Genomic DNA, 24701 nt, shown 5'->3' on the forward strand with positions numbered 1-24701 from the left:
TGTCACATCTCCTCGCTGACGAAGCTGCGCAGCCAGGTCCGGAACTCCGGGCCCAGATCCTCACGTTCGCACGCCAGCCTGACAATGGCGCGGAGGTAGTCGCCGCGGTCGCCGGTGTCATAGCGGCGTCCCTTGAAGACCACGCCGTGTACGGGGCCGCCGAGGCCCGGGTCGGCGGCGAGCGCCTGGAGGGCGTCGGTCAGCTGGATCTCACCGCCGCGGCCCGGCTTGGTGGTGCGCAGCACTTCGAAGACGGCCGGGTCGAGGACGTACCGGCCGATGATGGCGAGATTGCTGGGCGCGTCGGCCGGATCGGGCTTCTCGACCAGGTCGGAGACGAGCACGACATCGTCGTCGCCGTCGGGTACCGCGGCGGCACATCCGTACAGGTGGATCTGCGCCGGGTCGACCTCCATGAGGGCGATGACGGAGCCGCCGTGCCGCTCCTGCACCTCGATCATGCGCCGGAGCAGCGGGTCGCGCGGGTCGATCAGGTCGTCGCCGAGCATCACCGCGAAGGGCTGGTCGCCGACGTGCGGGGCGGCGCACAGGACGGCGTGGCCGAGGCCCTTGGGGTCGCCCTGGCGGACGTAGTGCATGGTCGCCAGGTCGCTGGACTCCTGGACGCGGGCGAGCCGGGATTCGTCGCCCTTGCGGTCGAGGGCTTCTTCGAGCTCGTAGTTGCGGTCGAAATGGTCTTCGAGGGGGCGTTTGTTGCGTCCGGTGACCATCAGGACGTCGGAGAGTCCGGCGGTGGCGGCCTCCTCCACGACGTACTGGATGGCGGGTTTGTCGACGACCGGCAGCATCTCCTTGGGCGTGGCCTTGGTTGCCGGGAGGAAGCGGGTCCCGAGACCGGCTGCCGGAATGACAGCCTTGGTGATCCGAGTACGCGATGGAGTCATGCGGATCACGATAACCGGCGCTTTGCGGCGGAAGATGGGGTCCTGCGAACGGGTCACAGGAGCGGGAGCGACGGCGCATCATGAGCGGTTACGACGGTACGAAGCGCGGATTGCGGCGCGTCCTCCTGGACGTGAGGGCCCAGTTGCCGACCGGTGAAATCCGGGCGGCGGGGGCGGTGCTGGCGCGCCGTGCGCTGGCGCTGCCGGAGCTGGCGGGGGCGGGCACGGTCGCCGCGTACGTATCGGTGGGGCGCGAGCCGTCCACGCACGCGCTGTTGGACCAGTTGCACGCGGCCGGGGTGCGGGTGCTGCTGCCCGTACTGCTGCCGGACAACGACCTGGACTGGGCGCCGTACGACGGCCCCGACAGCCTCGTACGCGCCGGGCGGGGGCTGCTGGAGCCCGCCGGGCCCCGGCTGGGGGCGCGGGCCGTCACCGAGGCGGACGCGATGCTGCTGCCGGGCCTGGCGGTGGACCGGCGCGGGATGCGCCTGGGGCGCGGCGGCGGGTCGTACGACCGGGTCCTGGAGCGGCTGGCGGCGGCGGGCGTGCGGCCGGCGAAGGTGGTGCTGCTGTACGACGCGGAGGTGCTGGCGGAGGTGCCGGCCGAGGAGCACGACCGGCCGGTGGATGTGGCGGTGACGCCGGGGGGTGTGCACCGGTTCATCTCGTAGGCCGCCGGTCCGCGCACTGCGGTGAAACGGCGCCGGGCGGGCTCGAAGAGTCTTCGAGCCCGCCCGGCGTACGTGGTCGGCGACCCGTCACGGCGACAGGGTCAGCGTGTCCTTGGCCGCGGCCTTGACGGCCTTCTGGGAGAAGGCCCACGGCAGCAGTTCACCCTTGGCCCATTTGTCCGTCTGGTCGTAATAGTGGGTGTGGTACGCGTGCCCGGAGGCGCCCGTCAGGTTGATCCAGCGCGACTTGTCCAAGTCGGCCAGGTTGACGACCATCCGCATCGAGGGGACCCAGGTGACCTCGTAGCCGCCCGCCGCGTTCCAGCCGGTGGCGTCGACGGCCGCCTCGCCGCCGCCCAGGTTCCAGGGGCCGCGGTTGAACAGGCCCTGGAGGAGGCCCGGGCCGCCGGTGCCCAGGGTCTGGTTCTTCAGGAACATCTGGTGCAGGCGGCCCCAGCTCCAGTTGTCGACATTCTTGCCGAGCTTGCTGGTCAGCTCGTAGCGGGCGTCCCGCATGGCGTGCCGGAGGAGCTGGTCGCGGTTGGCGTCCAGGACCCGGCCGGGCCGGGACTCGGTCTTCCACCAGTCGTTCTTCGGGTCCTCGATGATGGACCGCACGACCTCGTACCAGCGGTCGCCGCCGTCGGGCTGCGCCTGGTCGGGGGCGCGCTCGCCGCACTCGCGTACGGGCTTGTCCTGGTCGTCGGCCGGGCCGGTGTCGTCGGCCGGGCGGACGTTGAGGCACTGGCCCTCGACCCGCAGCTCCTTGGGCATCTTGTTGCCGAAGGCCAGCTTGAGAGTGTTGCGCCAGACCGCGTTGAAGTACGCGGCGGCGGCCGAGTCGGGCTCCTGGGTGTAGTCCCAGCCCTCCAGCAGCTTCTGCGCCTCGCGGACGTACGCGTCGTCCACGTCGATCTTCAGCAGGTAGGGCGTCAGCAGCTTGGCGATCTCGCTGCTGTTGTCCTTCTGCATGGTCTGCATGTCGTCCGTGGAGACCTTGCCGCCGTCCTTGATCTTCGACTGGATGAGGTCGTTGATCCGCTGACTGCGGGCGCCGTAGCCCCAGTCCTTGGTCAGCAGGTACGGGTACTTGTCCGGGTCGATGACGGCCTGGTTGGCGGTGACGATGTAGCCGCGCGCCGGGTTGTACTCGTTGGGCAGGGCATTCTGGGGCACGAAGCCGTTCCAGCGGGCCTTCGGGTCCCAGCCCGGGGCGGGCAGCGTGCCGTCGTAGCCCTTGCCGCGGACCGGGATCCGGCCCGGCGCCTGGTAGCCGATGTTGCCCTTGGTGTCGGCGTAGATCAGGTTCTGCGAGGGCACCTCGAAGTGGGCGGCGGCCTTGCGGAAGTCCGTCCAGTTCTTGGCCCGGTTCAGTTCGAAGACCGCGTCCATCGACTTGCCCGGGTCCAGGGCGGTCCAGCGCAGTGAGATGCCGTAACCGTCGCCGCGGTCCGGTGCCGCGTTGCCGACCGGGGCGTGCTTGCCGACCTTGGTCAGCTCGCTGTCGCGGTCGGAGATCAGCGGGCCGTTGTCGGTCGAGCGGACCGTGATCTCGCGGTCCGCGCCGCCGGCGACCTTGATGGTCTCCTTGCGGGTCTTGTACGGCTGGAGCTTGTCGTCCGACAGGTACCCGTTGGCGTTGATCTTCTCCAGGTACAGGTCGGTGACGTCCGCGCCGAGGTTGGTCATGCCCCAGGAGATGTCCTGGTTGTGGCCGATGACCACGCCCGGCATCCCGGAGAAGGTGTAACCGGAGACGTCGTAGTTGCACTTGGCGCTGGTGGTGCGGCAGTGCAGGCCCATCTGGTACCAGAGCGACGGCATCTGGGGGGCCAGGTGCGGGTCGTTGGCAAGCAGCGGCTTGCCGGTGGTGGTGTGGGCGCCGGAGACGACCCAGGAGTTGGAGCCGATGCCGTTGCCGTTGGGGCCGAGCAGGGCCGGGATCTTCTCCAGGGACTTGGCGACCGAGGAGAGCTGGGTCTTCACGCCCTGGGTGGCGGCGGAGGCGGAGTTCGTGCCGGTGCCACTGCCGGTGCCCGCACGCGGACCGGTGCCGTTCCCCTTACCGGCGCCCGATCCCGCGCCCTGCCCCTGGCTCTGCCCCTGGCCCTGGCCCGAGCTGTTCTGCGAACCGCCGCTCGGCGTGGCCTTGGCGTCGAAGTCCTTGGTGGCCGGGTCGACCGCGCCGCCCTCGACGATCGGCTTGTTCCGCTTGGCCGGGTACTTCGGGTAGAGCTGGTCGATCTGCGTCGGGCTGAAGCGGCTGGCCAGCAGGGCGCGGTCGATCTCGTCCTGCATGTTGCCGCGCAGGTCCCAGGCCATCGCCTTCAGCCAGGCCACCGAGTCAACCGGGGTCCACTTCTGGGGCTTGTAGTCGTTCTGGAAGCCGAGCGCCGCGTACTCCAGGGAGAGCGCCGACCCCTCATGGTCCTTCAGATAGGCGTTGACGCCGTCGGAGTACGCCTGGAGGTACTTCTTCGTCTCCGGGGAGAGCTTGGTGTCGTACTCCCGCTGCGCGACGTCGTGCCAGCCGAGCGTGCGCAGGAAGGCGTCGGTGTCGACCTGGCTCTGGCCGAACATCTCGGAGAGGCGGCCGGCCGTCATGTGGCGCCGTACGTCCATCTCCCAGAAGCGGTCCTGGGCCTGTACGAAGCCCTGGGCGCGGAAGAGGTCCTCGTCGGTGTCGGCGTAGATCTGCGGAATGCCGTTGCCGTCGCGTGAGACGTCGACGGGCGCGGTCAGGCCGGCCAGTTTCAGGGAGCCGGTGGTCTGCGGGTACGAGGCGCGGACGGTGCTGACGCCCCAGAACGCGCCGTAGCCGATGCCCGCCACGAGCAGAAGCACGACCGTGATCGCTACGAGGCGGCCGCGCCGCCCCTTCTTCTTCGGCTTCTTCGCAGCCTTGTCAGGGGCGGGGGCGGACTTGTTGGCGGGCATCTCTGTCCTTCGAGGGGCAGGGTGGGAGTGCTGGAGCAACCATAGGCGCACGGGTCCGCCGAGCCCTACGCGGTGTAGCCGGCGGCGCCTCCAAGGTTCAAGCAATGGTAAATTGTTAGCCTCAGTAACTAGATACGGTAAGGAAAGCCCCGCCCGCTCCAGCCCTGTGCCCGTTCCCGTGCCTGACCGGCCCGCCACGAGGAAGGACCAGTCCTGACTGTCGACCGCCTCAACGAACTCCTGCTGATCTGCGCCCTCGTCCTGCTCATCGCGGTGGCAGCGGTACGCGTCTCCTCCCGCAGCGGGTTGCCCAGCCTGCTCATCTATCTGGGGATAGGCATCGCCATAGGGCAGGACGGATTCGGCGGTGTCGTCTTCGACAACGCCGAGCTGACCCAGATACTGGGCTACACCGCGCTGGTCGTGATCCTGGCCGAGGGCGGCCTGGGCACGAAGTGGAAAGAGATCAAACCCGCGCTGCCCAAGGCCGCGGTGCTGTCGACGTTCGGTGTCGCGGTGAGCGTGGGGGTCACCGCGGCCGGAGCGCACTACCTCGTCGGCCTGGACTGGCGCCAGGCGCTGCTCATCGGCGCGGTGGTCTCCTCGACGGACGCCGCAGCGGTCTTCTCCGTACTGCGCAACGTGCCGCTGCCCGCCCGGCTGACCGGTGTCCTGGAGGCCGAGTCCGGCTTCAACGACGCCCCCGTGGTCATCCTCGTCGTCGCGTTCTCCACCGCCGGACCGGTGGAGCACTGGTACGCCCTGATCGGCGAGATCGCCCTGGAACTGGCGATCGGCGCGGCCATAGGCCTGGCCGTCGGCTGGCTCGGCGCGTACGGGATGCGGCACGTCGCGCTGCCCGCCTCCGGTCTGTACCCGATCGCCGTCATGGCCATCGCGGTCTCCGCGTACGCGGCGGGCGCGCTGGCGCACGGCTCCGGCTTCCTCGCCGTCTACATCGCCGCGCTGATCCTCGGCAACGCGAAACTGCCGCACTCGGCCGCCACCCGCGGCTTCGCCGAAGGACTCGGCTGGATCGGGCAGATCGGCATGTTCGTCCTGCTCGGTCTGCTGGTCACCCCGCACACGCTCTTCGACGACGCAGTGCCGGCGCTGATCATCGGCCTGATCCTGACGATCGTGGCCCGGCCGACTTCCGTGTTCCTGGGATTGCTGCCCTTCAAGGTGCCCTGGCGCGAGAAGGCCCTGCTGTCCTGGGCCGGGCTGCGGGGCGCCGTACCGATCGTGCTGGCCACCATCCCCATGGTGGGCGGCGTGCCCGGCAGCGACCGGGTCTTCAACATCGTCTTCATCCTGGTCGTCGTCTACACGCTGATCCAGGGCCCGACGCTGCCCTGGCTGGCCAGGAAGCTGCGCCTGGGGGACGACGAAGAGGCCGCCGACCTGGGCATCGAGTCGGCGCCGCTGGAGCGGCTGCGCGGCCACCTGCTGTCCACCACGATCAGCGCGAAGTCCCGTATGCACGGCGTGGAGATCAGCGAGCTTCGGCTGCCCCCGGGGGCCGCGGTCACCCTCGTCGTACGGGACGGCACCAGCTTCGTACCGTCGCCGACGACCGTGCTGCGACGCGGGGACGACCTGCTGGTCGTGGCCACGGACCCGGTACGGGACACGGTCGAGAACCGGCTCCAGGCGGTCTCCCAGCACGGCAAGCTGGCCGGCTGGCTGGCACCGAGCGCGCCGGGCGGGCGGCGGCCCGGGAAAAAGGCGGGAGTGCGGCCGGCCGGCCGGCCCGGCGGGCACGTCGCCGAGCGGCCGGGCGGGACGACCGCAGGAGGGCCACCGCACACGCCGGCGCGTTGAGCGGAGCAGACCTGCGACCCGCCCCATCGAAGGAATTCCCGAGTAGAGCTTTGCAAAGCCCTGTATAGCTCCGTGAAGCCCTGTGAAGCGCTGTGAAGCCCTGGTCGATACCAGGGCTTCACACATATCGGCCTGTACTATGAATGAGCAATCAAAGGAACCAACTCTGCCTGACGCAGAGCTGGCGCGACCGCTCGGCGGCCGCGGTCCCCTGCCACACGCAGCCACCTCCCCGGTGCGGACCACGCGGTATCACTCGGTCCTGCGCGAGAGGACAGCTCTCGGCGCGCACCCCGTGACAACCTCGCGGCAGCGCGCTACCAGGCGGTAGAAAGGCTCGGCCGTGGCATCCGCGGTCAAGAACAACGCGGGCGAGGGCGCCCAGGGCGAAGCCGCCCCGGAGAACTCCACCCCCATCGGGCAGACCCCCGCGAAGGAAGTTCGCCCCGGTTACGGGCAGCTGCTGCGCACCCCCGGCGCATGGGCGTTCCTGCTGCCGGGCTTCCTGGCGCGCCAGCCCTTCGCGATGCTGACGTTCAGCATCCTGCTGCTCGTCCAGCACACCACCGGCTCGTACGGCACCGCCGGTGTCGTCTCCGCGGTGACCGGTGTCTCGATGGCGCTGTTCGCGCCGCAGAGCGGCAAGCTGGCGGACCGGTTCGGGCAGCGCGCGGTGCTCGTACCCGGCGTACTGGTGCACGCCGCGGCGGTCACCGCGATGATCGCGCTGGCGCTGGCGGACGCCCCGCTGTGGGCGCTGCTGGTCATCGCCGTACCGACCGGCGCCTCGACGCCGCAGATCGGCCCCATGGTGCGCTCCCGGTGGGCCGCCAAGCTGACCGGTACGCCCCTGATGCCGACGTCCACCGCCTTCGAGTCGGTGACCGACGAGTTCACCTTCGTCGTCGGCTCGGTGCTGGCGACCGCGCTGTGCACCGGCATCCACCCGGCGGCCGGCCTGATCGCCGAGGGCGCCCTGACGCTGGGCGGCGGCCTGCTCTTCGCGGCGCAGCGGCGCAGCCAGCCGCCGGTGCACCGGTCCGGCGACAGCTCCGCCAAGCGCGTCTCCGCACTGTCGGTGCCGGGCCTGCGGGTCCTGATCGCGGGCCTCTTCGGCATCGGCACCGTCTTCGGCGGCATGCAGGTCTCCCTCACGGCCTTCGCCGAGGACATCGGGCAGCCCGGCATCAACGGCCTGCTGTACGGGGTGTTTGCGGCGGGCAACATGCTGGCCGGCATCGTGTGCGGCGCGATCGCCTGGAAGATCGGTCCCCGTCGCCGCCTGCTGGTCGGGTACGCGCTGCTGGCGCTGATGACCACCCCGCTGTGGGCGGTCAGCGTGGCTCCGCTGATGGGCGCGGTGGGCCTGCTGGTGGGCCTGTGCATCGCCCCGGCGCTGATCACCGGCTACACGCTGGTCGACTCGCTGGTGCCGGCGTCCGCCCGTACGGAGGCCTTCACGTGGCTGACCGGCGCGGTCGGCCTCGGCCAGGCCGCGGCCTCGACGATCGCCGGCCTGCTGGCGGACCACTTCGGTCCGCATGCCGGATTCCTGGTGCCGCTGTGCGGTACGGGCCTGGCGCTGGTGGTACTGGCGGTGTTCCGGGGACACCTGGTGCCGCGCTCCGAAACCCTCGTCGTGGGACGTGGGGTCGGTCACCGTACTCCGGTAACAGTGGACTGACGGGCCGGAATACTGCACTATGGAGCGTCGTTAGCACTCATTGAGTGAGAGTGCCAGGAGGAAGTCACAGTGCCGACCTACCAGTATCAGTGCACCGCGTGCGGCGAGGGCCTAGAGGCGGTGCAGAAGTTCACCGACGACGCGCTCACCGAGTGCCCCGCCTGCAACGGACGCCTCAAGAAGGTGTTCTCCGCGGTCGGCATCGTGTTCAAGGGCTCCGGGTTCTACCGGAACGACAGCCGCGGCTCGTCGTCCAGCAGCACCCCCGCGTCGAGCTCGTCCTCGTCGTCGGGTTCCTCGTCGTCCTCGGACTCCGGGTCCTCTTCGTCCTCCTCGGGCAGCGAGCCGAAGTCGTCCGCCGGTTCGTCGAGTTCCTCGGGTACGGGCGCCGGCTCGACGCCCAAGTCCTCGGCCGCCTGACGGCCGGCTGACAGCCGCAGTCACAGCCGTTCGAAGCCCCGCCGTCCACGACGGCGGGGCTTGCGGCGTTCCGGCGTGGAACCATCCGTCGCCCTCCGCCACTAATGTGACCGCATGGCTGACGCGGAAATCGGGGTCATCGGCGGGTCCGGCCTCTACTCGTTCCTGGACGACGTGACAGAGATCACGATCGACACCCCCTACGGCTCCCCCAGCGACTCACTCTTCCTCGGCGAGGTGGCCGGCCGCACCGTCGCCTTCCTGCCCCGGCACGGCCGCGGGCACCACCTGCCGCCGCACGGCATCAACTACCGCGCCAACCTGTGGGCGCTGCGGTCGGTCGGCGTACGGCAGGTGCTCGGCCCGTGCGCGGTCGGCGGGCTGCGGCCGGAGTACGGACCGGGCACGCTGCTCGTACCCGACCAGATCGTGGACCGGACGAAGGCCCGGGCACAGACGTACTTCGACGGGACGCCGCTGCCGGACGGCAGCGTGCCGAACGTCGTGCACGTGTCCTTCGCCGACCCGTACTGCCCGGTCGGCCGGGAGACGGTGGCGGCGGCGGCCCGGGGCCGCGCGTGGGGGCCGGTGGACGGCGGCACGCTCGTCGTCGTCGAGGGACCGCGCTTCTCGACCCGCGCGGAGTCGCGGTGGCACGCGGCACAGGGCTGGTCGGTGGTCGGCATGACCGGCCACCCGGAAGCGGTCCTGGCCCGCGAGCTGGGCCTCTGCTACACGTCGTTGACGCTGGTCACGGACCTGGACGCGGGGACGGAGACGGGCGAGGGCGTCTCGCACGAGGAGGTGCTGGAGGTCTTCGGGCGGAACGTGGGGCGGCTGCGCGAGGTGCTGTTCGACGCGGTGGGCGCACTGCCGGCCACGGCGGAGCGGACCTGCTTGTGCGCGGACGTGCACGCGGGGTGGGACCTGGGCATCCAGCTGCCGTGAAGGGCGGGGAGGCGGAGCGGGAGGGGAGGCGGGAGAGGCGGGAGAGGTGAGAGCGGCAGGAGAGGCGAGAGGGCCAGAGGGGCTGGGAAGAGCCGGGATGAGCCTCGCGAGGGTGACGTCTTTTTCCACAACCCGCGGGTAGCGCTCCCCGGCCCGCACTCCCCATCCCTCGTTGTCCACAGGGCCGAGCGGGCGTCGGCGAAGTCCGGCACGGTGGATCTCGTCCGCACCGATTCCGGCACCGCAGGCGGTGGTTACCGTGCCCCAACCCTCCTCCCCCTCACCCTCCGACCCCTCCCCCTCCCCTTACTCCCTCTCCCTCGACGACCCCACCCCACCGCTTCCCTCGCCTCCCCCCTGTGAGGTTGCCCACTTCGCTCCCGTACGGGCGCCGGGTGGACGCCACCGGCTGCGCAGGGCGGTACGTCGCCGGCGGCGGACCGTGACGGCCGGGCTGGCGATGACTGCCGCGGCCCTGACCGCGACGGCCCACCAGAGCGGCGAAGGCCGCGCCTCGGGCCCTCCGGGCGCCTGCGCCGCACCGGCGTCCGGGAGCCGGCCCGGCTGGGGGCAGTCATGACGGTCCGGACCGCGCCCGGCAAAGATCGAGTGGCCTTTGCCCGATATGCGCGCGACACTGGCGGGAGAGGCGGGGTGCGTTTGGCGTGCCGGTGGGAAGGCTCTCCCCCGGCCGACCGTGACGCGGCGCCGATCCGTACGGACGCTCTGTCCGCTCACCGGTTCAGGTCATGGGATTGGACAGCCGTGCCCTGCCCTGCCGTAGGTTGCGGTGTTCGTTGCACGGTTCGTAGTGAGTGTGGAAAGAGGCTTTCAGTTGAGCGGGAAGACGGGCGTACTCGGGGGATTCAAGGAATTCCTGATGCGCGGCAACGTGATCGAGCTCGCGGTGGCCGTCGTGGTCGGAGCCGCGTTCACGAGCATTGTGAACGCGGTGGTCAAGGGCGTGATCAACCCGATCGTCGGTGCTCTCGGCTCGCAGAACCTCGATCATTACAAGGCCTGCCTCACCACCTGCCACACCGATGCGAAGTCGGGCGACTTCACCGACGGGATCTACATCCTGTGGGGATCGGTGCTCAGCGCGGTCCTGACGTTCCTGATCACCGCCGCGGTCGTGTACTTCCTCATGATCCTGCCGATGAACAAGTGGAAGGCACGCCAGGACGCCAAGAAGCCGGTGGACGACACCCCGGCGGACCCGACCGAGGTCGAGCTGCTCAAGGAGATCCGCGACGCGCTCGTCGCGCAGCGCAACGGCTCGCTGTCCGGCTCGGGCACGGGCTCGTCCGCCGGTGGCGGCGCGGGCGTGGTCACGCAGAAGACGCAGCAGTAAGCCCAGCGGTGAGGGGCTCCGGTCCCGCGACGAAGCCGCCCCGGCGCCTCGGTCAGAGGTGGTGGGGCGGCTTTTCGTCGAGGAAGCGCGCCAGGTCGGCGGCACTGTCCCCGCTGGCCGGGCGCTCGCCCCAGCCTCGGTCGGTGTCGTCCGACGACTGCCGGCTCAGCGGGTCGTCGAAGATCAGCGCCGCGTGCGCCTTGGCCCGCGCGGGCCGCTTCGCGCTCTCCGCTCGCTCCGGCCGCTCCGGACTCTCCTGCGGATCCGGGCTCTCCTGTGGCTCCGCGTCGGCCTCGGGTCGGGAATCAGGGGTGGTACTCACTCCTCCAGGGTACGGCCGGTGGCAGAAACCCCGGTGCGGCCGGGCAGCGGGCGGGGGCGGAAGGAGCGACACTCCCCTCCGTGCGCGGGGTGCCGGGTTCCCGGGCGTACCGTTGCTGGAACACCTTCTGGCGGGGGTCTACATGAGCGCCGCGTACGAAGCAGGGATGGGCGATCGGCTGGCTCGGCTCCGGCTGCGCCGTGGCCTGACGCAGGAGCAGCTTGCCGAGGCGGCCGGCCTCTCGGTGGATGTCGTCCGCAAACTGGAACAAGGCCGCCGCAGAACGGCACGACTGTCCAGCATCAACGCGCTCGCCTCCGCCCTGGACACCGAGCCGTCCCGCCTCGTCGGCCAGCCCGAAACCTTCGAGGTCCGGCAGCCCGCTCAGCAGGAAGCCCCGTCAGTCCTGGCCCTGCGCCGCGCCGTGTCGCCGGTCTCGGACCTCCTCGGGGAGGAGGATCATGAAGATCCGCCCTCCCTCGGCCAGTTGCGCGCAGCTCTCCATTCCACGGACGGCATCAGGCGCGAGGGGCGGATGGGCGAGATCGGTGTCCTGCTGCCCAGCCTGATCCGCGACGCGCGCACGGCCGCCCACGCCTTCACCGGCGCGGAGGCGGCCGCCGCCAACTCCGTACTGGCCGTCGCCTACCAAGTCGCGGCCACGACGCTGGCCGCACTGGGCAAGGAGGACGCGGCGTTCACCGCCATGGAACGTTCCATGACGGCTGTCCGCCGCTCCGACGACCCGCACCTGGAGACCCTCGCGGCATCCACCCTGAGCTGGGTGCTCACCAAACAGGGCCGCCTCGCCGATGCCCAACGCGTGGCGATGGCCCGTGCGGACGTGATCGAACCGGGCTTCCGTTCGCCGCCCCGGGACATCGCCCTCTGGGGCATCCTGCTGCTGCGCGCCGCCACCGCCGCTGTCCGTCGGAAGCGGCACGCCGAGGTCACCGACCTCCTGCGGCTGGCCTCGGCGGCGGCCGAACGGATCGGAGAGGACCGGATCGTCTACGCCATCCCCTTCGGTCCGACCAACGCCGGTGTCGCCAAGGTCAATTTCCTGGTGGAGATGGAGCAGAGCGACCGCGCCGTCCGCGAGGCGCGGGAAGTGCCCGCCCTCGCGTCCCTCCCGCCCACCTGGCAGGCCCGCTTCCACGTCGACCGGGCCTTGGCGCACCATGACCTCGAAGACGACACCTCGGCGATACGCGCCCTGCTCCACGCCGAGCGGGACGCCCCCGAGTGGATGCGCTACCACTCGACGTCCCGCCGCCTGGTGGCGGAACTGCGCGGCAGCGTCGGGCGACGGGACTCACCGGTGCTGGGGCTCGCCGACAGGTTGGGGGTCGAGGGGTAGGACGCCCTGCCCCACCCTTCCGGCGGGTCGGTCCTGCCGCCCTGCCCCGGACCCGAAGTGGGCCAAGGCCTCCCTGGGCCGGGATGGCGTCGTTGCCTAGCGTGCTCCGCATGATGCGGCGCCCGCGCGTTCCCGGACCGGGGCGGAGACGGCGCCGCTCGGAGAGCCACCAGGAGCCAGGTATGACCGGTGACACCACACCCCCGCTCGCCTTCGTCTACGACCGTTGTGCCACGCGTTCGCACGCCGTGTTGGAGATGCGAATCGTCGGTTGTCGCACCTATGCCGAGCGGCAGGGGTGGGAGGTTGCCGGGTGGTGGGTGGATTTCGGGGATGAGGCGTTGGGTGGTGAGCGGCCTGAATTGGGGAAGTTGATTGCCGTGTTGGGGCGGGCGGTGGTGGGGCGGCGGCGTGCGTTCTGCCTCGTGCATCACTGGAACCGGTTCGCGCATGACGTCGAAGGGCGGCTCGCGTTGCAGCGGCGCGTTGCGCGGGTGGGCGGGTACGCGGTCACGACGTTCGGGGAGAGCGACGAGCGGGCCGGGTACGTACGGGTGCCGACCGCGCTGGCGGTGCAGCGGACCCGGACGTAACCAGGCGTCAGCGGGTGGCGAGGGCTTCGTGCCACCAGTGGTCGCGGCCTGCTGCCCAGGAGACCGGGCGGCTGGTGCGGTTCACGACCAGGACGGACCGTACGTGGGAGCAGTCGCGGCGCAGGGCGCGGTCCAGTACGGGCTTCACCGGGCGTACCGCGCCGTCCCAGAACGCGGCGTCCGCCGTGATGATCACCTTGGCGCCGGAGTCCCGGGCCGCTTCGGCGAGTTCCGGGACGGTCAGGTAGACCGGCAGCGTCGTACGGACCGCGTCGAGCCGGCCGCAGGCGAGCGTGGCGATGACCGACTCCGGGACCAGCGGCAGGTGCACGGCCACCGGGTCGCCGGCCCGGACGCCGAGCCGGGCCAGTGCCGCGGCGGCCCGCTTGGCCTGGCCCATGAGCATGATGTGGGTCAGCTCCTCGTGACGTCCCGGCTCACCGTGCCAGGTGAGGGCGATCGGGGACGGGGACGCCGGGGGCTCTTGCGGTTCCCGGGTCGTTTCCTCATGCTCGGAGATCACACGGCGCAACATACGGACCAGCCTGAAGATCAGCGATCAACAACTGCTGAACGTCCGCTGCACGGCCGCGGCCGTGCCACGTAGCTGCCGCTTCTCGCGGCGCCCTTGACGGGCGTCGCTTCTCGTGCCCCATGGGCGACGCGCTCGGAAGAATCCGTAGGTGCCCGTACGGCACCCCCACGTCTCTGCCCCGTCTCCGGCACACCCAATCCCCCGCCCTTCACCTTCCTCATCCGTACGAAGTGCGCCGCGCCGCCGCGCGTGGCGTGAGAGGTGGACCGGTGTGTCAGGTGTTTGAGAGAGGTCGTGGGAGAAGTCGAGGGGGAGGTCGTGCGGGTGGTGTCCGAGTGGAGGAGTGGTGGCGGTTGTGGGCCGTGGTGGCGGTGGCTATCGGTGGGTTCTGTGTGCAGTTGGATGCCTTTGCGCTGAACATGGCGCTGCCGGTGATCCGCCGGGAGCTGCATGCTTCCGCGGCCGCCGGTCCGTGGGTGGTCAGCGGGTATCTGCTGGCGGCCGGGTCCTTGATGCCCGCTGCCGGGCGGCTGGGTGATCGGTACGGGAGGCGGCGGCTGCTGCTGATCGGGCTCGCGCTGTTCGGGGGGACGTCGGCGGGGTGTGCGCTGGCACCCTCGTTGCCGTTCCTGGTGGCGGCCCGTGTGGCGCAAGGGACGGGTGGGGCTCTGATCACGCCGGTGGGGCTGGCTCTGCTGACACGTTCCTTCCCGCCGGGGCGGGCGCGCGTCGCGACGGGGTACGCCTTGGGCCTGGCCGGTCTGGCCACGGCGTGCGGGCCGTTCGTGGGCGGGGCGCTGGCTCAGACGGTTTCGTGGCGGGCCGTGTTCTGGGTCAATGTGCCGCTGTGTGCCGTGGCGATGTCGTGTGCCCGGCGCACTTCGGAGTGGGAATCGAGGGGTGGCTGGGGCAGGGGCGGCTGGAGTTCGATGGTGTTGGGGACCGGGGTGGCCGGCTGTCTGGTGATGATTGTCGGGAGCGTGGGGGTGTGGTGGCCGGCGTGGCCGGCGGGCGTGGTGGTGTTCGGCGCCTTGTTCGTACGGGTCGAGCGCCGGTCGCGCGCGCCGTTGCTCGATCTCGCTCTCTTCCGTAACGCGCCCTATGTGACGCTCACTTCGGCCGGCGCGGTGGCCAACGCGGCGACCGTGGTGCTGCTTTTCGTGGTACCGCTCGCGCTTCAGGAGGTGCAGGGGCTGTCGGTCATGGGTGCGGGGGTCGCCTTCCTCGTGCCGGCCGTGGCGATGGCGGCGGCCGGGCCGCTGGCCGGGCGGGTGCCGCCCGGCGCCGCCGAACCCGCGATGGCCGCCTGCCTCGGCCTCGCCGCTGTCGCATTGGCGGCGACAAGGCCGAGCGGCGGCGCGGCGCTCGCCGTACTGCTGTCGGCGGCCACCGTGGCGGCCGCCTCGCTGGGCATGGCAGGCGCGCTGGCCCTGACCGCCACGCAGGCCGTGGTGCCCCCGGAGCGCGCGGGCGCGGCGTCCGGGCTGACCAAGTGCGCGATCACGGTGACGGCCGGGCTGGGCCTCGCGCCCGCTGGTGCGGACCCGGGCTGCGCGATGAGCCTGACCGCCGCCGGGTGCGCGGCCGCCTGTCTGGCCCTCCTCTTGCGGGTCCGGCGGGTCCGGCGAAGCCGGTGAGCCTGGCGGGTCCGGCGGGCCTGGCAGACAGGGCAGGTCCGGCAGGCCCAGCAGGCCCGGCAGGTCCTGTGCGTCAGCCGCAGGTCGACACGGTCCCCTCGTAACCGCCGATGATGTCCCGTACGTCCCGGAAACCGCGGGACTCCAGCAGCGCGGCGGCGATGACGGAGCGGCTGCCGCTGCGACAGTAGAGGACGACCGGGCGGTCCGGGTCCAGGGTCGCGCAGCTGCTGGGGAGGCTCGCGAGGGGCAGGTTACGGGCGCCGGGCAGGGCTCCCGTCTCGTACTCGGCGGGATTGCGTACGTCGATCAACTGGACATCACTGGCCGGGGCTTCACCGGGTGCCAGGCGGCGGGTGCGCGACACCAGTTCGGGATGCCGGGTGAGTTCGGTGGCCGGGTCCGTCACGTGTCCGAGTACGTGGTCGTAGCCGATGCGGGCCAGACGGAGGCGGGCCTCGGCCTCCGTACCCGGGTCGCTGACGAGGACGATCGGGGTGCCGGGAGTCACCACGCTGCCCGCGTACTCGGCGAACCGGGTGTCCAGGCTGATGTGCAGCGAGCCGGTGAAGTGCGCCTCCGTGTACGAGGCGAGAGGGCGGCTGTCCAGGAGGACCGCGCCGGCGTCCCGGCAGGCGGCCAGCGCCTCGTCGAGGGTGAGCGCGGCGGGCGGCGCGGCGTCCAGGAGCGGGTGGCCGTCGCGGTTGAGGGCGGCGTCGTGGGCGAAGTAGCCGGGGGTGGCGGGCTGCCCGGCCGTGACCAGGCGTACGAACTCGGCCTCCGGCATGGGCTGCAGCGCGTAGTTGAGGCGGCGCTGGTCACCGATGGTGGAGGTGGTCTCGGTGGAGAGGTTGCGGCCGCAGGCCGAGCCCGCGCCGTGGGCCGGGAAGACGCGGGTGGCGTCCGGGAGGGCGAGCAGTTTGCCGTGCAGGGAACGGTAGAGGCGGCCCGCCATGTCCTCCGGCGTCAGGCCGGCCGTGGCGAGCAGGTCGGGGCGCCCCACGTCGCCGACGAACAGGGTGTCGCCGGTCAGGACGCCGTACGGTTCGGGCGCTTCCGGGTGTTCGTGGACGACGAGACAGATGGATTCCGGGGTGTGGCCGGGGGTGGCGAGGACGGTGAGGGTGACGCCGGAGGAGGGGGTGGGGGAACCGGCCGGCCCCAGACATATCCGCTCACCGTCGCGCAGCCGCCGTATCGGGTAGCCGGTCTCGGCGGCCTCGCCGAAGGCGATGGTGGCGCCGGTGGCGCGGGCCAGTTCGAGGTGGCCGGAGAGGAAGTCGGCGTGGAAGTGCGTCTCGATGATCAGTTCGATGCGCAGTCCGGCCGCCTCCGCGTCGCGCAGGTAGTCGTCGATGTCGCGGCGTGGGTCGACGAGGACGGCACGTCCGGTGGTCTCGTCGCCGATCAGGTACGACGCCTGGGAGAGGCAGTCGAGGTAGTACTGCGCGAAGTGCACGGTCGACCTCCGTGGTCCTGCGGGCCCGCAACCACGGGCCACGCGGGGGCGTGTTGTGCGGATGCACGGATGTACGTACATTAGGCATGTGGGGTTGTCGGCGACAAGTTCGGACGATCCGGCCCCGGAAGCGGCGGCCCGCCCGCACACCCGACCTACCCGCACACCCCGACCCATCCACACACCCCCTCCCACCCGTACGACCCGGCCGGTCCGCCCGCCCGCACACCCCGCACCCGCTCGGAGGCGCTCCATGACCGCACACCCCCCGGGCCCGCGTCCCCTGGACCGGCGCTCGCCGCTGCCCCTGTGGGCCCAGCTCTCCGAGGACCTGCGGCGGCGCATGGAGGCGGGTGAGTTCACCGACGAGTTCCCGGCCGAGCACCGCCTCACCGGGGAGTACGAGGTCAGCCGGCACACCGTCCGCGAGGCGCTGCGCAAACTGCGCGCGGACGGTCTGGTGATCGCCGAACGCGGCCGCGCCAGCCGGCTGAACACCCGGCGCATACAGCAGCCGCTCGGCTCGCTCTACAGCCTCTTCCGCGAGCTGGAGGGCCAGGGCGTGGAGCAGCGCAGCGAGGTGCTGCGGCTGGAGCGGACGGCGGACGGTCCGGTCGCCGAACAGCTCGGGCTGGTGCCGGACGCGCCGCTGATCGTGCTGGAGCGGCTGCGGCTGGCGGACGGCGAGCCGCTCGCCCACGACACCACGTACCTGCCCGCCGAGGTGGCCGAGCCGCTGCTCGACGCCGACTTCCGGCACACCTCGCTGTACGGGGAGTTGCAGCAGCGCTGCGGGATCAAGGTCACCGGCGGCCGGGAACGCATTCAGCCCTTCCTGCCCGACATCCGGCAGGCGTGGCTGCTGGGGCTGGCCGACCGGGAACCGGCCTTCGCCATCGAGCGGCTCGGGCGTTCCGGCGAACGGCCGGTGGAGTGGCGCGAGACGGTCGTGCGCGGTGACCGTTTCACCTTCGTCGCCGAGTGGTCGAGCGACAGCCGTGCGGTCGAACTCGCGCCGCGCGCCTCGTGTCCGTCATGACTGCCGTGGCTGCCATGACTGCCGGTCAGGGCACGCACGCGGCGCGGCCGGCAGCAGCGACGATCCGCCGCCGGTCATGCCGCTCCTAGCCTTCGCGGCGCTTCCGTGCGGGCTGGCCATCGGGCTGCTGCTGGGCGCGCTCGGCGGTGGCGGGTCGATCCTCGCCGTTCCGGCGCTGGTCTATCTGCTGCACCAGTCGCCGCACGAGGCGACGGCGGGCGCGCTGGTCGTCGTCGGCATCGGCGCGGCCTCCGGCCTGGCCTGTCACGCCCGCGCGGGCCGGGTCCGCTGGGCGGCCGGTACGGCCTTCGGGGGGCTGGGCACCGCCGGTACGTTCCTGGGGTCGCGCTGGAGCGCGTCGATGGCCCCGACGGTGCTGATGACGGCGTTCGCGGGGCTGATGCTGGCGGTGGCGGCGGTGATGCTCGTACGGGCCTGGCGCGCCCGGGAAAAGGCGCACACCTCACCTGACCACCCACTCACCACGCGTCCAGCCCCCGCGCCCCCGACGCTCCCCATTCCCCCGACTCTTCCCACTCCCCCGACTCTTCCCACTCCCCCGAAAGCCTCCGCCGCCCGCCTGGCCTCCGCCCTGCGCATCGGCGCCACCGCGACCGCCGTCGGCCTGCTGACCGGGTTCTTCGGTGTCGGCGGCGGCTTCGTCGTGGTACCGGCGCTGACGCTCGTCCTCGGCATGGAGATGCCGGTCGCCGTCGGTACGTCGCTCCTCGTCATCCTCGTCAACTCCGCGACGGCGTTCGCCACCCGGGCCGGCGCGGGCGGCCTGGACTGGCCGCTGCTGGCCGTCTTCGCGGCCTGTGCCGCGCTCGGCAGCTGGCTGGGCAACCGGCTCGCCGCCCGGCTGCGGCCGCAGGCCCTGTCCACGGCGTTCGCGTCGCTGGTCACCGTGCTGGCCGTCTCTATGGCGGTGACCAGCATCCCCCGCTTATGACCGGGCTCCGCCGACCGGGCCTCATGGCCGGCCCCGAGCCCTCCCCCGAATCCGGTCCTCGACCCCAGGAGGAAAGAACCATGACTTCCGCCCCGACGCACCACCAGGTCGTCATCATCGGCGGCGGCACCGCGGGCATCACCGTCGCCGCCCGGCTGCGCCGCGCCGGACTGCGCGACATCGCGGTGCTGGAGCCCTCCGAGACGCACTGGTATCAGCCGCTGTGGACGCTGGTCGGCGGCGGCCAGGCGCCCCTGCGGGCGTCGCTGCGTACGGAGGCGGAGGTCATGCCGCCCGGTGTGCGCTGGCTGCGCGAGTCCGCCGTCTCGGTCGACCCGGCCGCGCGTACGGTGGGCACCGCTTCGGGGCGGACGGTCTCGTACGACCGGCTGGTGCTGGCCCCCGGGCTGAGCCTGGACTGGGACGGCGTACCGGGCCTGGCGCAGGCCCTCGGCCATGGCGGCGTGTCCAGCAACTACCGGCCCGATCTGGCCCCGCTGACCTGGGACTACATCCGGCGGATGCAGCGCGGTACGGCGCTGTTCACGATGCCGTCCGGGCCGGTGAAGTGCGGCGGCGCGCCGCAGAAGATCGCGTACCTCGCCGCCGATCACTGGCGCAAGCGGGGGCTGCTGGGCCGTATCCGTACGATCCTGGTGCTGCCCGAGCCCGCCATGTTCAAGGTGCCGGTCTTCAACCGGGCGCTGGAGGAGACGGCGCGGCGGTACGGCATCGAGGTGCGCCTCCAGTCGGAGCTGACGCAGGTGGACGGCGCCGCGCGGGAGGCGGAGATCGTCGACCACGCGACCGGCGAGAAGGAGACGGTCCACTACGACCTGCTGCACGCCGTGCCGCCGCAGCGCGCGCCGCAGTGGGTGGCGGACAGCCCGCTCGCCGACCCGGCCTCCCCCTTCGGCTACGCCAAGGCCGACCGGGCGACGCTGCAACACCCCGACTTCCCGGAGGTGTTCGCGATCGGTGACGTGGCGAACCTGCCGACGTCCAAGACCGGCGCGGCGATCCGCAAGCAGGCACCGGTCGTCGTCGCCAACCTGCGCGCCGGACTGCGCGGCCGGCCCGCCGTCGCCCGCTACGACGGTTACACCTCCTGCCCCTTGGTCACCGCCCGCCACAAGATGCTGCTCGCCGAGTTCGACTACGACCTGGAGCCGGCGCCCTCCATCCCGTTCATCGACACGACGAAGGAGCGGACGGACATGTGGTTCCTGAAGCGGTACGGGCTGCCGCAGCTGTACTTCAAGGGGATGTTGAAGGGGTTGGCCTGAGCGGTGGCCATGGGCCCGGCCGGAGCGGTGGCCGAGGGCCCGGCCCGGGCACCTACCCGGGGTCGGGCAGCAGTGCCCACAGCGCCGCCTCGAACTCCTCGGCGGCTGGCGGCTCGTCGGCCAGCAGAGCGTGGAGGAGCAGCCCGTCGAAGGCGCGGGTGAAGAGCGCGATGCGCAAAGGGTCCTGCGTGTAGAGGCGGGCGAAATCGGCGAGCGCTTCGGACCGGTGGCGGGTCCGGCTGCGCAGTTCGGGGTGGCGGGCGGCGAGCAGGCACAGCTCGAATTCGGCGAGCAGCAGCCCCCGGTCCGCCGACGTCCCGGCCATCAGGCGCGCCAGCATCCGCCGCTTGTCGGCGCGCGCGCCCGCCTCGCCCGGGCCGTCGACGGGCGCGGCGGTGAGCTGCCGCACCCGTTCGGCATCCTGGTCCATCGCGCTGGTCAGCGCGGCGGTCATCAGCGCGTCGACGTTCTCGTGGAAGGACGTGGCGGCCGAGAGGGGCAGCTCCGCCTCGTGCGCGACGGTGCGGTGGGTGATCCCTGCCGCACCGTCCCGTTCGATGACGCGCAGAGCGGCCTCGATCAGCGCCCGCCGCCGGTGGTCGTCCACGGCCCGGCGCCCGTCGGCGGCCGGATCGTGTGCGGCCGGCTCGTCCCTGTCCGGCTCGTCCCTGTCCGGCTCGTGCGCGGTGGGTTCGTTCACCGGGGCTCCAGCGGCAGATACGGATCGGGAACGTCGTGGGACGGACGATACCGGCGAACCTCCCGGTCAGGTGGCCGCCGACACGTCCGCCACCACACAGCTCACGTTGTCCGGCGCCCCGGCGTCGTGCGCCAGTGCCACCAGGTCCCGTACCGCCCGGCCGGGGTCGGCGGCCGCGCCGAGGACGTCGCGTACGGCGTCGGAGGGCACCACGGCGGACAGGCCGTCGGAGCACAGCAGATAGCGGTCGCCCGGGCGCGCCTCCCGCAGGCCCACCTCCGGTTCGAAGGCCGCGGCGCCGTCCAGCGCCCGAGCCAGGAGGGCGCGTTGCGGGTGCGACTCGGCTTCCTCGGGCGTCAGCCGGCCCTCCTCGACGAGCGACTGGACGTGGGTGTGGTCGTGCGTGATCTGGAACAGCTCGCCGCCGCGCAGCAGGTACGCACGCGAGTCGCCGACGTGGACCAGGGCGAGGTGGGAGCCCGTCCAGAGCATGGCGGTCAGGGTGGTGCCCGCGTGGTCCCGGCCCGGGGACGCGGCCGTCACGACACCCCGTACGGAACGATTCGCCTGCCCGGCCGCGTCCGCCAGGACGTTGAGCAGGTCGCCGGGGCGCAGCGCCCCGCCGTCGAAGCTCTCCAGCCCGCGCAGCGCCTCGACGGCCGCCGCCCCCGCGGACGCCCCGGCCCCGCCGAAGCCGTCGGCCACGGCCAGCAGCCGGTCGCCCGCGTAGGCCGTGTCCTGGTTGCTCTCCCGTACCAGCCCGGTGTCCGAGAGCGCCGCGTACCGGATGCCGAGCGGCCGTGCGGGCCCCGGCTCTCCCGCGGATGTCTTCGTCATGTCCGTGCCCTTCCCCTTCAGGTGGTCGACGAGGAAGGCCGCCAGCTCGCGGCGGGCGGCGGTGTCGGTCTCGACCCGTGCCCAGTACGCCGAGACCGCCTCGGCGGCCGGCCCCGGGGCCAGCTCGCACACGTCCCGGATACGGGCCAGCGGCATACCGAGCCTGCGCAGCCAGGCGACCAGCCGGGCGCGCTCCAACTGGGCGGGCGCGTAGCGCCGGTAGCCGTTGGCGGGGTCGACCTGTGCGGGCGGCAGCAGCCCCAGTTCGTCGTAGAGCCGCAGCGCCTTCGGCGAGAGCCGCGCCGCCCTGGCGAATGCTCCGATGCCCAGCAGCCGTCCGGCGTCCTCACCGGCCGCGTTGCCGGGCCCCGACCCCGGTCCCATGTCTCCGCCCACCGCCCTGCCCTCCTCGTACGGGGAGGCCCCCCCGCAGTCCCGAGGCTGTGTCTTCCCCCAAGGGCAAGGTCAAGGAGGGCCGCCCGCTCAACTCCGGGCGAAGTGCGTCACCGTCACACCATTGTCGAACGACACACGGTCGGTCACCTCGAAGACCGTTGGGTCGAAGGCCCCGTCGAACACCGGAATCCCGGCCCCCGCGACCACCGGATAGCTCTTGATGATCAGCTCGTCGATCTCGGGCAGCAGCGCGCCCGCGAGCCGTCCGCCGCCGCACAGCCAGATGTCCCGCTCCCGGTCCCGTTCCCCCTTCAGGTCACGGACCAGCCCGAGCGGGCTCGCGCGGACCACGGTCACGGCGGGGTCGGTCTCGGGTGCGAGCGTGCTCGACACGACGTACTGGCGCAGGTGCGCGTACGGGCTGGTGATGCCCATGTCCAGCGCGGGACGGTAGCTGCCGAGTCCCATCAGCACGGTGTCGAAGCGCTGGTTGGGCGCATCGGCGAGGCCGAGGGCGGCGCGCATCGCGGTGGGGACGAACTCCGGGTAGCGCGCGTTGACCCAGGCTCCGTAGACGGCGGCCTGCTCCTCGTCGCCCGCCGGATAGAAGTCGTACTCCCCGCCGGGGCCCGCGATACGGCCGTCCAGGGACACGGCTACGTAGTACACAAGCTTGCGCATATAAACAACTCCATTCATAGTGCTCTAACTGAAGCGGCCAGAACGTAGTACTACGAATGGAGTGGTGTCAATGGTCCGCAGGAACGACGAACGCAGGGCCGCCCTCGTCGACGCCGCGATCGAGGTGCTGGCCAAGGACGGCGCACGAGGGCTGACCTTCCGCGCGGTGGACACCGAGGCCGCCGTCCCCGCCGGCACGGCCTCCAACTACTTCGCCAACCGCGACGACCTGCTCACGCAGGCGGGCGCACGGGTCTACGAACGGCTCCAGCCCGACGAGGAGACGGTCGCGCGGCAGCGGTCGGGCCCGCCGGACCGGGAGACGTACGCGATGCTGATGCGCGAGCTGGTCGGCCGGATCAGCGCGTTCCGCGCCGGCTACCTGGCGCTGCTGGAACTACGCCTCGAAGCCACCCGGCGCCCCGCACTGCGCGCACTGCTGACCGAACGCGTCCGCGCCGACATCGACGCCAACGTGGCCTACCACGCGGAATCCGGCCTCCCCGGCGACGCGACCGCCGTCCGGCTGCTGTACCTGGCGTTCAACTGGCTCATCGTCGAACAGCTCACGCTCCCCGGAGTGTTCTCGGACGCCGAGCGGGACGCACTCGTCCACGCCGCCGTCGACCGCATCGTGGCGCCCTGACCGCCGCCGTACGGCCGGGACCACGGCTCACCGTCCCGGCTCCAAGTGGCTCAAGGCCGCGACGGTGAGGGCCTCGACGCCCATGGTCAGGGTGGGCTGCTTGACCGGTGCGAAGTGCGGTGAGTGGTTGGAGGGGATGTCCTGGGCGAGGCGACCGGAGGACATGGCGGCGCGGAACTCGTCGGGGTCCCAGCCGCCGAGCCACCAGTAGTAAAGCGGCGCGTCGGCGGCTGTGGCGATCAGGCCGGCGTCCTCGCTGCCGGCCGCCGGTTCGTAGCCGAACAGCCGCTGGGCGCCGAAGTGGTCGGTGAAGGCGGCGTTGACCCGGGCCAGCGTCCGGTCGTCGTTGCGGGTGACCGGGAAGGTGTTCAGCACCTCGGTCTCCGGCTCGCGCGGCGCGTCGGAGGCGGTGGCCTCGGCCTTGGCGATCCGGTCGACGGCCGCCAGCACCCGGGCGCGCACATCCTCGTCGAAGGTGCGGACGCTGAGCTGCACCACCGCCTGGTCGGGGATGACATTGGGGGCGTCCCCGGCCTGGAAGGAGCCGACGGTGACGACGGCACGGTCCTTGGGCGCGATCTCCCGGGCGACGACGGACTGCAGCCGCTGGACGAAGGCGGCGGCCATCACGATCGGGTCGACGGCGGTCTCCGGGCGGGAGCCGTGGCCGCCGGTGCCATGGAAGGTGATCTTCAGGCTGTCCGAGGCGGCCATACAGGCCCCGGGCGCGTACGAGATCAGGCCCGCGCCGAGCGGCGCGACGTGCTGGGCGAGCATGACGTCGGGAGTGGGCACCGCCGCCCCGCCGAACAACCCGTCCTCGATCATCGCCCGGGCACCGTCGCCGACTTCCTCGGCGGGCTGGAAGAGCACGACCAGGGTGCCGGACCAGTGCTCCCGGCCCGCAGCCAACAGATCGGCGGCTCCTGCCAGGCAGGTGACGTGCACATCGTGGCCGCAGGCGTGCATGACGCCGGGCACGGCGGAGGCGTACGGCAGGCCGCTGCGCTCGGTGACGGGCAGGGCGTCCATGTCGGCCCGCAGCAGGACGACCGGCCCGGGGCCGTTGCGCAGCACGCCGACCACGCCCGTACGGCCGACGCCGGTGGTGACCTCGTAGCCGTACGAGGTCAGGCGGCGGGCCGCTTCGGCGGCGGTGCGGTTCTCCTGGAAGCCCAGTTCGGGGTGGCGGTGGAGGTCTTCGTAGAGGGATTCGAGGTCCGCCATGCGGGCGTCGAGCGGGGCCAGTACGGTGTCGCGCGCGCTATCGCTCATACGTAGCATTTGATCATGTAACGGACGCCCGGGCGAGGCCAGGACCGGTCGCGACGGGCCGAAAACGCCACCTTCGCGGGTGCCGCCGGGGCGCGGCGGGCCGACTGCTGCACGAGGCATCTCCTTTCCACGTAAATGCTTTAGGGAGAACGTGCGTTACGTGCGAGGAGTTCCCTTCCCGGAACGGGGACAGGAACCGGAACCGCAGGCACGGGGCCGGTTACGTCGCCAAGTGGG

Annotated in this window: 22 protein-coding genes; 13 read left to right on the forward strand and 9 right to left on the reverse strand. The window is 71.8% G+C overall.

The genetic code is table 11. From position 1 onward, the window contains the following. Positions 1-2 precede the first annotated feature (2 nt). A complete protein-coding gene (galU, locus tag ACZ53K_RS17675) occupies positions 3-905 on the reverse strand; it encodes a UTP--glucose-1-phosphate uridylyltransferase GalU (protein ID WP_468836972.1) in 903 nt (300 codons plus the stop codon). A gap of 80 nt (positions 906-985) precedes the next feature. Between galU and ACZ53K_RS17680 the strand changes: the two genes are divergently transcribed. Further along, positions 986-1579: a 5-formyltetrahydrofolate cyclo-ligase gene (locus ACZ53K_RS17680; RefSeq protein ID WP_468836975.1), complete on the forward strand. Its 594-nt coding sequence runs from the start codon at positions 986-988 to the stop codon at positions 1577-1579. A gap of 87 nt (positions 1580-1666) precedes the next feature. Here ACZ53K_RS17680 and ACZ53K_RS17685 read toward each other — a convergent pair whose 3' ends face one another. Continuing rightward, positions 1667-4516 carry a penicillin acylase family protein gene (locus ACZ53K_RS17685; RefSeq protein WP_468836978.1) on the reverse strand — a complete coding sequence of 950 codons (2850 nt, stop codon included), beginning with the start codon at positions 4514-4516 and terminating at the stop codon, positions 1667-1669. 273 nt (positions 4517-4789) lie between these two features. On the opposite strand from ACZ53K_RS17685, the gene ACZ53K_RS17690 reads away from it, so the two are divergent. The 5 genes from ACZ53K_RS17690 (at position 4790) to mscL (ending at position 10746) form a co-directional block, all read left to right on the forward strand. Beyond that, positions 4790-6340 carry a potassium/proton antiporter gene (locus ACZ53K_RS17690; RefSeq protein WP_468836981.1) on the forward strand — a complete coding sequence of 517 codons (1551 nt, stop codon included), beginning with the start codon at positions 4790-4792 and terminating at the stop codon, positions 6338-6340. A gap of 415 nt (positions 6341-6755) precedes the next feature. Further along, positions 6756-8024 carry an MFS transporter gene (locus ACZ53K_RS17695; RefSeq protein ID WP_468837058.1) on the forward strand — a complete coding sequence of 423 codons (1269 nt, stop codon included), beginning with the start codon at positions 6756-6758 and terminating at the stop codon, positions 8022-8024. A gap of 69 nt (positions 8025-8093) precedes the next feature. Then, a complete protein-coding gene (locus ACZ53K_RS17700) occupies positions 8094-8444 on the forward strand; it encodes an FmdB family zinc ribbon protein (RefSeq protein WP_468836983.1) in 351 nt (116 codons plus the stop codon). A 114-nt stretch (positions 8445-8558) separates the two neighbouring features. After that, positions 8559-9392, forward strand: coding sequence for an S-methyl-5'-thioadenosine phosphorylase (locus ACZ53K_RS17705; RefSeq protein WP_468836986.1), 834 nt, complete (start codon positions 8559-8561; stop codon positions 9390-9392). An 835-nt stretch (positions 9393-10227) separates the two neighbouring features. After that, entirely contained in the window at positions 10228-10746 is a 519-nt protein-coding gene (mscL, locus tag ACZ53K_RS17710) for a large conductance mechanosensitive channel protein MscL (protein ID WP_468836988.1), read from the forward strand. Positions 10747-10798: 52 nt separating this feature from the next. Here mscL and ACZ53K_RS17715 read toward each other — a convergent pair whose 3' ends face one another. Then, a complete protein-coding gene (locus ACZ53K_RS17715; protein WP_468836991.1) occupies positions 10799-11068 on the reverse strand; it encodes a hypothetical protein in 270 nt (89 codons plus the stop codon). Positions 11069-11234: 166 nt separating this feature from the next. On the opposite strand from ACZ53K_RS17715, the gene ACZ53K_RS17720 reads away from it, so the two are divergent. Both ACZ53K_RS17720 and ACZ53K_RS17725 read left to right on the forward strand, forming a co-directional pair. Then, entirely contained in the window at positions 11235-12428 is a 1194-nt protein-coding gene (locus ACZ53K_RS17720; RefSeq protein ID WP_468836994.1) for a helix-turn-helix domain-containing protein, read from the forward strand. A gap of 182 nt (positions 12429-12610) precedes the next feature. After that, entirely contained in the window at positions 12611-13021 is a 411-nt protein-coding gene (locus ACZ53K_RS17725) for a recombinase family protein (RefSeq protein WP_468836996.1), read from the forward strand. A gap of 7 nt (positions 13022-13028) precedes the next feature. On the opposite strand, the gene ACZ53K_RS17730 is transcribed toward ACZ53K_RS17725, so the two are convergent. Beyond that, entirely contained in the window at positions 13029-13544 is a 516-nt protein-coding gene (locus tag ACZ53K_RS17730; RefSeq protein WP_468836999.1) for an AMP-binding protein, read from the reverse strand. Positions 13545-13891: 347 nt separating this feature from the next. On the opposite strand from ACZ53K_RS17730, the gene ACZ53K_RS17735 reads away from it, so the two are divergent. Further along, the gene (locus ACZ53K_RS17735) at positions 13892-15193 is read left to right on the forward strand and encodes an MFS transporter (RefSeq protein ID WP_468837001.1); all 1302 of its coding nucleotides are present in this window, start codon (positions 13892-13894) and stop codon (positions 15191-15193) included. 73 nt (positions 15194-15266) lie between these two features. Here ACZ53K_RS17735 and ACZ53K_RS17740 read toward each other — a convergent pair whose 3' ends face one another. Further along, positions 15267-16652: a rhodanese-like domain-containing protein gene (locus tag ACZ53K_RS17740; protein ID WP_468837004.1), complete on the reverse strand. Its 1386-nt coding sequence runs from the start codon at positions 16650-16652 to the stop codon at positions 15267-15269. A gap of 253 nt (positions 16653-16905) precedes the next feature. On the opposite strand from ACZ53K_RS17740, the gene ACZ53K_RS17745 reads away from it, so the two are divergent. The 3 genes from ACZ53K_RS17745 (at position 16906) to ACZ53K_RS17755 (ending at position 19929) form a co-directional block, all read left to right on the forward strand. After that, positions 16906-17691, forward strand: a complete 786-nt coding sequence (locus ACZ53K_RS17745) for a GntR family transcriptional regulator (RefSeq protein WP_468837007.1) — start codon at positions 16906-16908, stop codon at positions 17689-17691. A gap of 76 nt (positions 17692-17767) precedes the next feature. Beyond that, complete coding sequence (locus ACZ53K_RS17750) at positions 17768-18643, forward strand: sulfite exporter TauE/SafE family protein (RefSeq protein ID WP_468837009.1); 876 nt, start codon at positions 17768-17770, stop codon at positions 18641-18643. Between the two features lie 80 nt (positions 18644-18723). Next, positions 18724-19929, forward strand: a complete 1206-nt coding sequence (locus ACZ53K_RS17755; RefSeq protein WP_468837012.1) for an NAD(P)/FAD-dependent oxidoreductase — start codon at positions 18724-18726, stop codon at positions 19927-19929. Between the two features lie 52 nt (positions 19930-19981). Here ACZ53K_RS17755 and ACZ53K_RS17760 read toward each other — a convergent pair whose 3' ends face one another. The 3 genes from ACZ53K_RS17760 to ACZ53K_RS17770 all read right to left on the reverse strand — a co-directional run bounded on the left by ACZ53K_RS17760 (position 19982) and on the right by ACZ53K_RS17770 (position 22543). Beyond that, positions 19982-20629 (reverse strand): TetR/AcrR family transcriptional regulator, encoded by a 648-nt coding sequence (locus ACZ53K_RS17760; RefSeq protein ID WP_468837015.1) that lies wholly within the window; start codon positions 20627-20629, stop codon positions 19982-19984. Positions 20630-20695: 66 nt separating this feature from the next. Beyond that, on the reverse strand, positions 20696-21850 hold the full coding sequence (locus ACZ53K_RS17765) for a MerR family transcriptional regulator (RefSeq protein WP_468837059.1): 1155 nt from the start codon (positions 21848-21850) through the stop codon (positions 20696-20698). Between the two features lie 99 nt (positions 21851-21949). Then, complete coding sequence (locus ACZ53K_RS17770) at positions 21950-22543, reverse strand: dihydrofolate reductase family protein (protein WP_468837017.1); 594 nt, start codon at positions 22541-22543, stop codon at positions 21950-21952. A 70-nt stretch (positions 22544-22613) separates the two neighbouring features. On the opposite strand from ACZ53K_RS17770, the gene ACZ53K_RS17775 reads away from it, so the two are divergent. Beyond that, positions 22614-23189, forward strand: a complete 576-nt coding sequence (locus ACZ53K_RS17775) for a TetR/AcrR family transcriptional regulator (protein ID WP_468837020.1) — start codon at positions 22614-22616, stop codon at positions 23187-23189. A 27-nt stretch (positions 23190-23216) separates the two neighbouring features. Here the strand turns inward: ACZ53K_RS17775 and ACZ53K_RS17780 are convergent, their stop codons facing one another. Next, entirely contained in the window at positions 23217-24464 is a 1248-nt protein-coding gene (locus ACZ53K_RS17780) for an amidohydrolase (protein WP_468837022.1), read from the reverse strand. Positions 24465-24701: the final 237 nt, after the last annotated feature.

Source organism: Streptomyces sp. NPDC033221, assembly GCF_055577005.1.